Origin of the sequence: Burkholderia sp. BCC0322 (assembly GCF_902833045.1) — a bacterium.
GTDB lineage: Bacteria > Pseudomonadota > Gammaproteobacteria > Burkholderiales > Burkholderiaceae > Burkholderia.
The window spans coordinates 23,702-36,685 of the sequence record NZ_CADFDU010000024.1; the positions used below are offsets into that span (position 1 = coordinate 23,702).

A 12,984-nucleotide genomic window follows, 5' to 3' on the forward strand; every position below is an offset into this window, starting at 1 on the left:
GTGCGGCTCATGATGACTAACAGGGAGGTGACGTGTCATGTGTGGCATCGTCGGCGCGGTCGCGCAACGGGACATCGTCCCGATTCTGATTGAAGGTTTGCGTCGTCTCGAATATCGCGGCTACGACTCATGCGGCGTGGCGACGGTCGTGAACGGCCAGGCGCGTCGCGAACGCAGCGTGTCGCGCGTCGCCGATCTCGATGCGCACGTACGCACCGCCGGCCTGACCGGCAGCACCGGCATCGCGCACACGCGCTGGGCGACGCACGGCGCACCGGCAACCTGCAATGCCCATCCGATTTTCTCGCGCGATGAAATCGCGCTCGTGCACAACGGCATCATTGAGAACCACGAAACGCTGCGCAAGCAACTTTCCGACGCGCACTACGAATTCGATGGCCAGACCGACACCGAGGTCGTCGCGCACCTGATCCACAGCAAGTACCGCGGCGACCTGCTCGCCGCCGTACGCGCAGCGACTTCACAGCTTCACGGCGCTTACGCGATCGCCGTGTTCAGCAAGCACGAGCCACAACGGTTGATCGGCGCAAAGGCCGGCTCACCGCTCGTCGTCGGCGTGAAGGACGGCGAATGCTTTCTCGCCTCCGACGCGCTCGCGCTCGCCGGCATCACCGACCGCTTCATCTTTCTCGAGGAAGGCGACATCGTCGAATTGACGCCGGGCGGCGTGCGCGTACTCGATCGTGGCGGCGCACCGGTCGAGCGCGCGGTACAAACCATTTCCTCCGCGCAGGCCGCGGTCGAACTCGGGCCGTACCGGCATTTCATGCAGAAGGAGATTTTCGAGCAGCCGCAGGCCGTGGCCGCGACCATCCCGGATGCGGGGCTGTTCGATCCGGCCGTATTCGGCCCGGACGCCGCGCGGGCGTTCGAGCAGATCGACAACGTGCTGATTCTCGCGTGCGGCACGAGTCACTATTCCGGCCTGACCGCACGCCGCTGGCTCGAAACGATTGCGCGCGTGCCCGCGCAGGTCGAGATCGCGAGCGAATACCGTTACAGCGACGCGCTCGCGATGCCGAACACGCTGGTAGTGAGCGTGTCGCAATCCGGCGAGACCGCCGACACGCTCGCCGCGCTCAAGTATGCGCAGGCGCTCGGCCATATCGACACGCTGGCGATCTGCAACGTGCCGACCAGCGCGATGATGCGGCAGACCGGCCTGCGCTTCCTGACTCGGGCCGGCCCGGAAATCGGTGTCGCGTCGACCAAGGCGTTCACGACGCAGCTCGTCGCGCTGTTCATTCTCGCCGTCACGCTCGGCCGACTGCGCGGCTACGTCGACGATGCGCAGCTCGCGCGCTACACGATGCAGTTGCGGCGTCTTCCTGGCGCGCTCGAGGATGTGCTCGGGCTCGAACCGCAGATCGAACGCTGGGCGGCGGAATTCTCGCAGCACGAGAATGCGCTGTTTCTCGGGCGCGGGCTGCACTACCCGATCGCGCTTGAAGGTGCGCTGAAGCTGAAGGAGATTTCGTATATCCACGCGGAGGCGTATCCCGCGGGTGAGCTGAAGCACGGACCGCTCGCGCTCGTGACTCACACGATGCCCGTCGCGACGATCGCGCCGAACGATGCGCTGCTCGAGAAACTGAAGTCGAACATGCAGGAAGTGCGCGCGCGCGGTGGGCAGCTTTACGTGTTCGCCGATGCCGATACGCGGATCGACAACAGCGAAGGCGTGTCGGTGCTGCGGATGCCGGATTACTACGGGCTGTTGTCGCCGATCCTGCACGTCGTGCCGTTGCAGTTGCTCGCGTATCACGCGGCGTGTTTGCGCGGCGCGGATATCGACAAGCCGAGGAATCTGGCGAAATCGGTGACGGTGGAGTGAGGGGGGTTGCTTAAACCGGGGCGGACTGGTGAAGGTTTTCGAGGGATGTAGCTGGCCCGCCCTACACGACTCAGACGGGTGGTATCCGGAATTTCGTGTGTGAAGCGGGTTAAATCTCGGTTTCCGATGCTGAATCGCTCCGGGTAAAGCAGCGCAAACTGCGCCATCGCGCTCTTCCAATCGTGCCGGGAGCCGGTCCACTTGGCAACGACGTCGCGCAGCGCCAGCCAGATCAGCTTGAGCGCGGACTCGTCCGACGGGAAGTGGCCGCGCGCCTTGATGATCTTCCGCCGCTGCATGTGCAGCGACTCAATGGCGTTCGTGGTGTAAATGATCTTCCGGATATCCGCCGCAAACACGTAGAACGGAATCACCTGCTCCCAGGTTCACCGCCAGAGTGTGGCGATCGGTGGGTACTTCGCGCCCCACGAGCCGGCGTCGAACGCGTCCAGCGCCACGGCAGCCGCCTCGGCCGTTGGTGCCCGATAGACCTCTTTGAGCGCTGCCGCGACCGACTTCCGGTCTTTCCAGCTCGCAAAGTCCAGCGAGTTGCGGATCAGACGCACGATGCAGGTTTGAACCGTCGTTTCCGGGAACACGGAGTTGATCGCTTCGGGGAAGCCCTTCAGCCCGTCGACCACGACGATCAGAATGTCCCGCACGTCACGCAGCTTCAGGTCGTTGACCACCCGCAGCCAGAACTTGGCGCCCTCGGTCTGCTCGATCCAGAGGCCCAGCACGTCACGCGTGCCGTCGCGGCGCACGCCCAGCGCCAGGTAGATCGCCTTGTTGCGCACCACGCCTTCGTCGCGGATCTTGACGCGCAAGGCGTCGAAGAACACGACCGGGTACATCGGCTCGAGCGGTCGCTGTTGCCACTCGCGCACTTCGTCGATCACCGCGTCAGTGACGGTACTGATGAAGTCCGGCGACACCTCGATGCCGTACATCTCCAGCAGGAAGCCCTGAATCTCCCGCAAGCTCATGCCGCGCGCGTACATCGCGATGATCTTGTCGTCGAAGCCGGTAAAGCGTCGTTCGCCCTTGGCAATTAGCACCGGATCGAACGTCCCTTCGCGGTCGCGCGGAATCTCGACCTCGAGCAGATCGTCGTCGGTCGCGATGCGCTTGCGGCTGGTGCCGTTGCGATGGTTCGTGCCGCCCGCCGGCTTGGCTTCACCCTTCTCGTAGCCGAGGTGGTGGGTCAGTTCGCCGCCCAGGGCGCGCTCGAAGATCGCCTTCTTGAGCGCCGCGAGTTGCTCGTTGATCGTGGCCCGGTCCAGCGTTCCGGGTACCAGTTGCTTGATGAGTTCCGGGTCCAGGTTCAAGCCCTTGCCCGGTTCTACTGTCGCTTCTTCCTTACGTTTGCGTGGCATAACGTGGCTCCTTGGCCGTCAGTTTATGCCTCGCACACAAAAGTTCGGATAGGCTCTCGATGGGTATTTCAACGGCCTGTTACTGCGCGTAGAAATTGACTGAATGACGCCTTTCAGTTCACCGTGACTGCCGGCGCCTCGGCATTGTGGCTTTTCATTTCACCGATCAAGCCATCTTACCCCTTTCCTTGCACATACATTTCAACGACCCAAATTTATCTTCCAACTCTGATCACTCAAACATATATAAATTCAACCAGATCACTATCCGGATTAAAATCCACTCTCATGAAGGCCTTCGCATCATAAAACCAACGATCGATACCGTCATGAACCGGCCACAACCTATCCGGCTTCCCCAATACACGAATGACCGCGTCTTTCGTGTAACCGATCTTGATTCCACGAACATCACCCGAAAATGGACTCTTTATGCGAACAGAATACACTTTTCCGTTCTCGGAAAAAGCCGTTACCGCACCGTCAGCCCGTTCAATCGCATTGACCGTTTTCGCCCCGATCTTCCTCGGCTGCGGGGAAGCATTGAGTAGAGATGCTGCGGCAGCCTCCGCATCACCGGATAGAGGATAGTCCATCTTCATTCCTTAAAAAACACAATCCACCCTATCAAGCTAAATCTTTACTTTTCAATGCATCCAAGAACTGGGAGAATGAATCAAAGAGCAGCGTTATATTTTTGAAATTGCTTAATGTGGGATCCTCTGCCGGCTCGGCACCCTCATGATTCCAAAAATACACCCTCCCATTTCGATCAGAATTTCGATCACAATCCAACAGATATAAGTTTCCACCTGGATCATCAGCAATAGGCACGAAGCCAGCCGGAATATATTCATCCAGGTTTTCCATCTGCGTAGGAATATGCCGGTTTTTGCTGGAGGCAAGAGTAGAAAAATAAGAAACCAACAATGGGCCCAACGGGGTGTCCTGAAGATAGCCCTCGTTGAAGCAACCGCCGTTATACCGTTTCAAGAAAACCTTGTAGTCTGCCGGACACATCAAGTCGTGCGATGAAAAAAACGAATCAATCGCATCGTCGGCAGCACCGTCGTACCGCACTGACGAATGGTTTTGTGTTGAATATGTCAACTCTCTCATTTGCCTTCACCATCAAATATTCAGTTCTGTGGATCCTACCCACCACCGCCAACAGACACCCCCCCGGCATGAGGAAAGCCACCTTCGGCAACATTGTGAATTGATTGTGGCACCAATTGCATGGTCTTGCCATCTTCCACATGGTGCCACGTAAATCCATCGGGCGGATCGCTTCCTGTCAGTCCTATCTTCTCGTTGGCCTTTCTGAAGTCGCTCGTGTGGTTGAACTGCATATCGTCAATCTTGACCGACTCGGTAGCATGCGGCGAGAAATCGGGAAATCCTTCTTTGTTGTAAGTGACCTGCACGCCATCCTTGCGGATATATGTCACCGATCCATCTTCGTGGGTGACAATTTTCCCTCCCTTCTTGATCCAGCTATTCCAGTTTGGCGGATACTTCCAGGCTCCTCCCGAAGGCTTGACACGAATCCCATCTCCGGAAATATCTGCCAGCTTATCGAATTCGCTCTTGGGGACAACGGGAGCTTTGGTACCCGCAGCATCACCCGCCGCCTTCGTACCTGCTGTTGTCGCATCGTCGCCAACGGCTCCTCGGCCCAATTGCGACTCACCCGCAGTGTCCACCGCTTTTGCGGCGTTCGCAGCGTCTCCCGTTCGACCGGCTGCGCCTGCCGCGTCAGCTGTCTCCCCCATCTTGCCCGCTGCATTCGTGGCTTCGCCCACTTTTCCGGCCACGTTCGCAGTCTCACCAATCTTACCGGCAACGTTAGCCGCCTCGCCAACCTTGCCTGCGACATTCCCCACTTCGCCGACTTTGCCAGCAGCACCGACACCGCCGACAAACAACCCACCGATGTCGACTGCGCCGCGCCCAAGCGCCTCGCCGTAGTTGCCCTGCCCCCACGCCTCCATGTAGGGCTTGGTGATGCCGTCGACGATCGCCCCCGGATGGTCGTAGATCGCCTGCGCCGTCTTTCCGGCAGAGTCCAGCGTCTGCGAGTACCCGTGGTAGTCGTATAACCCTGTCAGATCAGACAGACCCTCAGCAACCTGCGACACTGGCGATAACTTGGCCGCTCCGACCGCCAGCCCGCCCAAGCCCTTCGCCATGTCCCACACCGCACCGCCGGCCCCCTTGAAGAACCCGCCAACCTGATGCATGACGCCCTTCTCGGGTGGCGGATTGGCATCCCCCACGACGTTCCCGCTCGCATCCACTGAACTTCCCGGCGCGGGCGCGGTTACGTAGGTACCGGTACAGTTGCCGGAATTCATCGTGCACGGATCGCCATCACGAATAACCGGATGGCCGCCCGCGCGAACCGTCGTGCTTCCCTTCGTCGGCTTGGTCTCTCCTCCCACCGTACCGGAGCCCACCCCATCGGCTGAGCCCGCCTCGTCTCCCGTGCATGTCGGGACCACACTCTGATCGAGCACGTATGCCGGCTTTCCGTTGAATCGCACACTCGGCACGATTCCCGATGACCCGCTCAGATCCGAGATGACCTGATAGGGCACCGGCGGCGTCGAACTGCCCATCGGCGTCTTGCAGACATCAGGCGTGCTACTGACGGCCTTGAAGCTACCGTCCTGTCTCGACGCAATCCGATTGCCCGTGGAGAAATGATCGGACGGTTGCGCCTTATCCTGCGGCTTATAGACGCCAGTTTCAAAGCGCCTTTGAACTGACTTCCCCGCCTCGTCAAATATATCCCGCAGGTCCGGACGGTCGCTCCACGGATTCGGTGTGTTCCATAGCGCATCCAGATTCTTCACCGCATCACGAGCCTGCTCGACACTCTGGATGTTGAAGTGCTCACGGAAAACATCGCCTGCGTCGCCGGTAACTGTAATCTCCAACGGTTCAGCCATGTTGCGCTCCCGTCGATCCGATCGAAGTTGCCGGCGAACCTGCGGCAAGCCGCTCCAGTTCAGCACGGTCGACAAACCTTGCCTCGAAGCGCTGCGTACGCACGGACTTCATCAGCGTCGCACGCCACACCAACGTCACCACGGGCTTCGCAGCATCCGATACGTCGACGGACAGCGTATCGAGCAGCAGCGGCGCGAACTTGAGCGACTGGTCGGTGTAGACCCATCCCATCGGTAGATGTCCTGGCAAGGCGATGCGCAGGATCGTATTGCCACGCTCATCGACGATCAATCCGGGCGTGCCGGCGGGAACAAGATTCGTCAGCACGACCGTCTCGTTACCCTTCAGGTGTGGCACCTGCATCAGCTGATGCGCGCCGTTCCAGTACCTGAACTGAAAATCGTCTGGCAAGCCCGGATGGCGCTCAGCAAGCCACTGGTCATCATAGGTACCAGCAAGCTCACGTCTCGATCGCCACGCTTTCCCGACGATACCGAAGCCAGCCGGATGCAGCGACGGATGCGCCTGCCCATTCGAAGATGCGAGCCATGCGTGTATCGAGATGGGTTCACTGCTGGCTTCGATCTGCGGTGCAGCGACTTTTTGCAGCTTCGTCGCAGTAAGAAACCAACGCTCGGCAAATCCCAGACCGACAGGATTGTCTTCGCACGCCGTATGCGCCACCGGAACCCTGTCTTGATCGGGATGTGCGGCCTGCTGTTTCTCATCGAGCCGAGATGCCTTCGGCACCCGTTTCGCTGCCGGATCCTGCGCGTCGATCCGACACTGCCCACCCCACGCGTGTTCGTAGCGAAGGGGCAGCGCGGCGATCGGTTCGGGTAGCGTCAGCCACCAGTCGACGGGACGCACGATGCCGAGCGAGGCAATCTTCACGAGCCGATTCATGCTTCGACCAAGCATCGATCGTCGAGCAAAGTACCTTGGGCCAGTCACGGACAGCCTGCGATCCAGCAGGACTTTCGTCGTCGGCACACCCGCGTCGTCGTCGGATCGCATGGGCGCTGACACAATCCGGACGCCCGCCGCGAAGCGTGGCACCGGTCGCCCCTGCGGGGCGTACGCCGTCCCGTTGATCAGTACATCGCAAAGCGGCTTATACGGCGCAAGATCGCTTTCCTCGGCCACGCTGGACTGATTCGGCTCGCCGTGGAAGCGGTCCGACGTTGCGAGCGGCTTCTGCTCCTGCGCCAACACCAACGAGCCATTGCGCAGCTCAAAAGTCTGGCGCAATACAACGGTATGGAACGACGCGCCGTCCGGTGCAAACGACTCGAACGCCAATGCCGGGAAAGGCGTGTGATTGGAGAACTCCATCGCCGCTCCCGTCAGTTGACGTCAACATCCTTGCCGTTGATCTGCACCGGCCCCGAGCCCTCGATTAGCAGTTGCGTGCCGCGCAGCGTGATGTGTCCGTTGCTCTCCATGATGAGCACCGAGCTACCGGTCTTGAGCTCGATACGGTCGCCGGCTGTTATCGTGTACGTCTTGCCGACCATTGTGGTTTTCGACAAACCGACCTCTTCGGCACTCGCGAGGCCGGCGGCCGTGTTGATCGCGCCGGCAACCGTGACCGTATACGCACCGCCGACCGTCAAGGCTTTTGCGAGCCCAACCGTCTCTGTGGACGTCAATGCGATCAACAGGTTTTCCATCCCTTCAATCGTTTCGTTCCGGTTACCACCGACCGTCAGCGTTTCGTTATTACCTACGGTTTCCGTCCTATCCACGCCAATGTGAATCGTCTCGTTGTTATCGACTGTTTCGGTCCGGTCGTGCTTCACATGCACCGTTTCGTCGTGGTCGATATTCTTGGTTCGATCGTTGCCGACCCAGTGCGACTCGTCGTGCTCGACCTCGATGCGCTGATCCTTCTCGGCGTGAATCCAGACCTCTTCCTGACCCTTCTTATCCTCGAAGCGAATCGCATTGGCCGTATTGACGTTACCGGTCTTCGTCGAACGCGTCAGAATCCCGCTCTGTGTCGCGTTGGCAGGCAATGCCCACGGCGGCATGTTCTGCGAGTTGTAAACGCGCGACGTCACCAGGGGACGGTCCGGATTTCCGTCCAGGAAACTCACGACCACCTCATCCCCGATTCGCGGAATCTGAATCATCCCGAAACCGCTGCCTGCCCACGGCTGGCTCACGCGCACCCAGCAGGAGCTGCCTTGGTCGCGTTTGCCGAGACGATCCCAGTGGAACTGCACCTTCACCCGGCCGAGACTATCCGTATAAATCTCCTCACCTTTCGGACCCACGACGATTGCCGTCTGCGGCCCGACGATCGTCGGACGCTCGCCCTCGAACGCCGGACGATACGGAATTTTCTTGCGAATGCAGGTGAAGCTGCATGAGTACGCCGAAGTCGCTTCACCGGGCTCATAGTTGTTCGTGCCAGTGTGCGAGACGGTCAGCAACAAGAATTGCCGGTCTTCCTGTTTGGTACTGGCGTGATCGTAGTGGTCGTCCAGTTCGAAGTATCGGCACGGCATCATCCGCCGACCAGTCGTCACCCCGACGAACGTCTTGCTGTGTGCAGCCAGCGCTTCCGTCCGGAAGCGCGTGAGCTCTTCACCGCGATCGCTGTCGGCAAAACCATGCTCGCCGAGGTAGTCGTAGATCTCGTAGGACGGTACGTCGCCTTGATTGACGTCCGTTCCACCCGACACGAATCGCCGGGCATGGGGAATCTTGTAGTCGAAAGTTTTCAGTCCGACCGTGTCCGGTGCAAGCTGACGCTGCGCTTGAAATGACGTGATGACGGCAAGATTGTCCATCGCCTCGCCCTGGTTGTATTGCAGCGATGGACTGCGCCCGTCGATCGGCTTCGCGGTCACCGAGTTATCGGCAATGATCAGCTTGTGCCCATCCTTCGCGTGCTCGAAGTAATAGAACAGGCCATCCTCTCGCATCAGTCGCTCGACGAAAGCAAGATCCGTCTCACGGTACTGCGTGCAATAGCTGCGATTCTGCGTTCCCTTCGAGAGCCGGAACTCGAACGATGCGAGCTTGCCGTACTCGCGAAACACGCGCGAAAGAATCGCCTCTGTATTCTCTTCCTGAAAGATCCGAATGTCCTGCCGGCGAGAGAGCATCCAGAGCCACGGCAGGATCGTTGCGCTATACATCGCAAAGCCGCCATCGGTATCCAGATGCGAAAACGCTGCAACGTATCCGTGGAAGTAACGCTCTTCCGAACTGGCGAGCGCATCGGTCAACTGCAATGTAATTGTCACAGGTTGGCCGATCAACTTCTTCAGCTCGATATTCTTGTCCTGCGACGCGAGTCGGACATGCATCTCGAAATTCTGAGATAACCCCTCGGTACAATGGAAATCGACGAGCACGAGATCCGATCGACCTTTCAATGGCGTTTCAATCGTAAACAGGCGATTGCTCTGGAGCTGAAAGAAGCTCGCAATTTCGGACATTTGCATATGTAGCCTCGGAATCTCTCAGCGGAGGGGCAGTTTTTTGTCGGCGCGGCCATTTTAATATGGCTGCGCGCCATTTGGACTAGATGTTGGCTCCGTAAAACGGGGACCGATTATCGCGGACTGTTGAATATTTGCAGCGAATGGACCACTTGCTGTCACATTACGAACGTGAAGTCGGACTGCTTGCACACAGTCTTGCGGACTTTGCTCGACGCTTTCCGAAGATTGCAGCACGCCTCGGCATGTCTGGCGGTCACGTCGAAGATCCGCACGTCGACCGGATGGTACAGACGTTCGCGCTCCTAGCCGCTCGTGTCGATGCGAAGCTTGATGACGATTACCCGCAATTCACCGAGGCCCTTCTCGAAATTGCCTATCCTCAGTATCTGCGCACGGTCCCGTCATGCGCGGTTGCCTCGTTCGACCCATCGGTTCTGTTCGGTCAGCTTACCGAACCGCTGACGATAGCCCGCGGCACGATGCTGGACGCCAATGCTGCACCGTGCCGCTTCCGTACCGTCTACGACGTCACGTTGTCGCCATTGCGTATTCACTCGGCACGCTATTCGCCAGCGACGCTTGCGCCAGCAGCGGCGCGTATCCCGGCAGAAGTGACGGGGATCATTTCGATTACCTTTACAAGCGAATCCGCGTCGCAAGCATTTGACGACGCCATTCCGTCCGCCCCAGTACGGGTACATCTGTCCGGAGAGCGGCCGGTCGTCGCCGCGCTTTCCGATACGCTATTGCTTCGTGCATCGGCCGCCTACCTGGAGGTGGACGAAAGCGGACGCTGGACCCGCCTGTCGAAAGTCCCCATTGAGCCGGCCGGCTTTGCCGATGGCGAGCGATTGTTGCCGAACGAAGACGACACGAGCGCACAATCGTTCCGGCATCTGATCGAGTATTTTGCCTTCCCGGAGAAGTTTGATTTCGTCGACATCGACCTGGGTCGAATGCGTCGCGCCGCGCGCGCCGAAGCAGCTCGACGACTGACGCTTCACGTCGCCGTGCAAGGCACCGCCCATGATTCCGGCGCCGCTCAGATCCTGGCAACGCTGAACATCAGCACGTTCCGATTGTTTTGCACGCCGGTCGTCAACCTGTTCGAACGCGCGGCGACACCTATCCAGCTAACCAGTAGTGATGCCACCTATCCGATCACGCCGACCCCGTTGGCAACCGGCATTCCTCTGAGCGTCTACTCGGTTGAAGCCGTGTATCTGGGCGAGCGTACGAAGTCGGACGAACACAAGGCCGCCATCGCTTCACACGCGGCACCGCGCACGCAGGTGTGGCCGTATCGTGCATTCAGTCACGCGCGGCCCACGGATTCGTCCGCCATCTATTGGCTGGCCTACCGCGATCCGGAAGCCATGCCGGACGGCGCGCTGGCGAAATCGCAACTGGCGTTGGTCGACTTAAAGGGTCAAACCGCTCATCCGCGACACCCTCAGGTCGATGTCGATGTCCTGGCAACCAACGGAGCAATGCCGTCCCGGTTGCCGATCGGTGCCCCGGATAGCGATCTTCTGTACGAGGGTTCGGCATTGGCGTGCCCGATCATGCTGCTCTCCCGCCCCACCTTGCCGGCTGCCTTGCCGCGTGGCGGTGCACTTTGGCGCGTCCTGTCGGCACTGGCGCCACATCCGCTCGACCTGACGCGGACCGGACTACCCGCGCTGAAGGAGTTTCTCCGTTTCCATGCCCCGCGTTCCAGCGTGGTTGCCCAACGTTGCATCGACGCGATCGTATCCCTCGACTACAAACCGGCGATCAGGTGGATGTCTCTCGACGATCACTTCCCGTCATTTGTCCGCGGTGTGGAGATCCTGCTTTCGTTCTCCGAGGCTGCGACACGAGATGTCAGCCTGCATCGGTTCTCGGCTGTCATGGACCGGCTCTTCGGCCCGTACGCTCAGTCAAACAGCTACGTCCAACTCGTCGTGTTATCGGCTGAGAGCGGCAAGGAGCTTTTGCGGTGCGCTCCACGCCCAGGGACACGACCGCTGGTATAGGTCAGTGGAGATACCCAGCCAGAATTCCGCCACCAAAACCGGCCTGAAAGCCAGCCGTTAGACCGTGCATGAAGAGCAGCGCCGGAGCATCCGCAATGGCCTCTGCCAGAATCATCGACATGGCTGGGCTCGTCAGGCCCAACGCGAGCAATGCTGGATTGATGCCCAACAGCATGACGGTCCCCCCCTGCGCGACAACTGCCCCGCCGTAGCCATCAAGATAGACGGTTCCGCCTTGTAAATCCGATCGCGTAAGCTCGCTACCCTTAAACGCACTTGTCATGTAAACGGTTCCATGACTCGGGAAATCATACGTCGAACCAGCCGCACTTGCGTCGTGGCTACCGAAACTCGGCAATTTCAACTCGGGAATTGTGAATCTCGGCAACTTGATTTTCGGAATCTTCGCGCCCCAACCGTAACCAATACCCACACCACCGTAGTAGAAGCTTTGCGAATGCTTCTGAGGATCAGTGAGAACGATATTTCCACCCGTCGCAACTACGATGTCAACGCTCACCCCACCGCCCGCGCCAGTGTCATATTTCCACTTGCTCTTCCGAAGATACGACATACGCCCTCTCTCTTCTGCTTTTCGTTATGTCCGTGGCGGCAGATTCATTATTCCGCACACGATCGCAACCGCACCCATGAAGGCAAAAACAATCGTTGAATCCCAGATCGCGGCGAAGACATTCATCGTTGCGCTGCCATCAGGATCGTCGGCTTGGTATCGCACCTCGACTCGCTGACCGAGCTCCACCTTCGTGACAATCCCGCCTTGCGGATACGAAATTTGCTGTCCCGTCTTGGTGGTGAATTGAATCTCGGGATGGTACCCGCCAGCATTGAGCTTAACGACGAGGCCCGGTACCACAATCGACGTTCGAAGAAACTCTCTAGTCGACTGTGCACTGATTGCAGCAGCGACAAGAAGGCCCACCCCAATCACAATGGCACTGATGCCCTTAAACATGACGCCCTCGTTTACATTCCTTACAATTATTCGGGTGCTCCATGCTGATCGTATCAGCCTGCCAAATTCTAAAACATCCTCACCTGGACGCCAGACTGTCCGCCTGGTGAGCTATCAGACCTTGGTCGGCAAGTGGCGGCGCTTGAGAATGGTCTTGGTGACCTGCCCCCGGTTTTAGTCCGAACTGCAGTTAGAGTCTGAGGTTAAAATGAACGGTCCCGGTTTTCAGTGCCAAAGGCAATGTTAGTCTTCGGCGTTCTGTTGGTCCGTCAGTTGGGCCTGCAGGCCCAACTGACGGACGTATTCGGCAGGCGGCACTTCACCGAGAGCCCTGTGAGGCCGACTC

9 protein-coding genes and 1 pseudogene are annotated in these 12,984 nt (G+C 59.1%); 2 read left to right on the forward strand and 8 right to left on the reverse strand.

Annotation, left to right across the window (positions count from 1 at the left end; genetic code table 11):
• The first annotated feature begins 37 nt into the window (after positions 1 to 37).
• Positions 38 to 1,855 carry a glutamine--fructose-6-phosphate transaminase (isomerizing) gene (gene glmS, locus HWX39_RS35025; RefSeq protein ID WP_175972068.1) on the forward strand — a complete coding sequence of 606 codons (1,818 nt, stop codon included), beginning with the start codon at positions 38 to 40 and terminating at the stop codon, positions 1,853 to 1,855.
• Positions 1,856 to 1,986: 131 nt separating this feature from the next.
• On the opposite strand, the pseudogene HWX39_RS35030 reads toward glmS, so the two are convergent.
• The 6 genes and pseudogenes from HWX39_RS35030 to tssI all read right to left on the reverse strand — a co-directional run.
• Positions 1,987 to 3,231 (reverse strand): annotated as a pseudogene (locus tag HWX39_RS35030) (IS256 family transposase); the annotation flags it as partial.
• Positions 3,232 to 3,467: 236 nt separating this feature from the next.
• Complete coding sequence (locus HWX39_RS35035) at positions 3,468 to 3,827, reverse strand: hypothetical protein (RefSeq protein ID WP_175972069.1); 360 nt, start codon at positions 3,825 to 3,827, stop codon at positions 3,468 to 3,470.
• A 31-nt stretch (positions 3,828 to 3,858) separates the two neighbouring features.
• Positions 3,859 to 4,350 carry an SMI1/KNR4 family protein gene (locus HWX39_RS35040; protein ID WP_175972070.1) on the reverse strand — a complete coding sequence of 164 codons (492 nt, stop codon included), beginning with the start codon at positions 4,348 to 4,350 and terminating at the stop codon, positions 3,859 to 3,861.
• A gap of 35 nt (positions 4,351 to 4,385) precedes the next feature.
• Positions 4,386 to 6,185, reverse strand: coding sequence for a PAAR-like domain-containing protein (locus HWX39_RS35045; RefSeq protein WP_175972071.1), 1,800 nt, complete (start codon positions 6,183 to 6,185; stop codon positions 4,386 to 4,388).
• Entirely contained in the window at positions 6,178 to 7,521 is a 1,344-nt protein-coding gene (locus tag HWX39_RS35050) for a DUF2169 domain-containing protein (protein ID WP_175972072.1), read from the reverse strand. Before HWX39_RS35050 ends, HWX39_RS35045 begins: the two co-directional genes overlap by 8 nt.
• An 11-nt stretch (positions 7,522 to 7,532) precedes the next feature.
• Positions 7,533 to 9,644: a type VI secretion system tip protein VgrG gene (gene tssI, locus HWX39_RS35055; RefSeq protein WP_175972073.1), complete on the reverse strand. Its 2,112-nt coding sequence runs from the start codon at positions 9,642 to 9,644 to the stop codon at positions 7,533 to 7,535.
• A gap of 140 nt (positions 9,645 to 9,784) precedes the next feature.
• On the opposite strand from tssI, the gene tssF reads away from it, so the two are divergent.
• Positions 9,785 to 11,662: a type VI secretion system baseplate subunit TssF gene (gene tssF / locus HWX39_RS35060; RefSeq protein WP_175972074.1), complete on the forward strand. Its 1,878-nt coding sequence runs from the start codon at positions 9,785 to 9,787 to the stop codon at positions 11,660 to 11,662.
• A 1-nt stretch (position 11,663) separates the two neighbouring features.
• Here tssF and HWX39_RS35065 read toward each other — a convergent pair whose 3' ends face one another.
• Positions 11,664 to 12,236 (reverse strand): hypothetical protein, encoded by a 573-nt coding sequence (locus HWX39_RS35065; RefSeq protein ID WP_048025840.1) that lies wholly within the window; start codon positions 12,234 to 12,236, stop codon positions 11,664 to 11,666.
• Between the two features lie 24 nt (positions 12,237 to 12,260).
• The gene (locus HWX39_RS35070) at positions 12,261 to 12,638 is read right to left on the reverse strand and encodes a DUF3592 domain-containing protein (RefSeq protein WP_175972075.1); all 378 of its coding nucleotides are present in this window, start codon (positions 12,636 to 12,638) and stop codon (positions 12,261 to 12,263) included.
• Between the last annotated feature and the right edge of the window lie 346 nt (positions 12,639 to 12,984).

What these genes read in the sequence shown, in the direction of transcription:
- glmS (WP_175972068.1), top strand. Translation starts at nt 38, where the DNA reads ATGTGTGGCATCGTCGGCGCGGTCGCGCAACGGGACATCGTCCCGATT.
- HWX39_RS35035 (WP_175972069.1), bottom strand. Translation starts at nt 3,827, where the DNA reads ATGGACTATCCTCTATCCGGTGATGCGGAGGCTGCCGCAGCATCTCTA.
- HWX39_RS35040 (WP_175972070.1), bottom strand. Translation starts at nt 4,350, where the DNA reads ATGAGAGAGTTGACATATTCAACACAAAACCATTCGTCAGTGCGGTAC.
- HWX39_RS35045 (WP_175972071.1), bottom strand. Translation starts at nt 6,185, where the DNA reads ATGGCTGAACCGTTGGAGATTACAGTTACCGGCGACGCAGGCGATGTT.
- HWX39_RS35050 (WP_175972072.1), bottom strand. Translation starts at nt 7,521, where the DNA reads ATGGAGTTCTCCAATCACACGCCTTTCCCGGCATTGGCGTTCGAGTCG.
- tssI (WP_175972073.1), bottom strand. Translation starts at nt 9,644, where the DNA reads ATGCAAATGTCCGAAATTGCGAGCTTCTTTCAGCTCCAGAGCAATCGC.
- tssF (WP_175972074.1), top strand. Translation starts at nt 9,785, where the DNA reads ATGGACCACTTGCTGTCACATTACGAACGTGAAGTCGGACTGCTTGCA.
- HWX39_RS35065 (WP_048025840.1), bottom strand. Translation starts at nt 12,236, where the DNA reads ATGTCGTATCTTCGGAAGAGCAAGTGGAAATATGACACTGGCGCGGGC.
- HWX39_RS35070 (WP_175972075.1), bottom strand. Translation starts at nt 12,638, where the DNA reads ATGTTTAAGGGCATCAGTGCCATTGTGATTGGGGTGGGCCTTCTTGTC.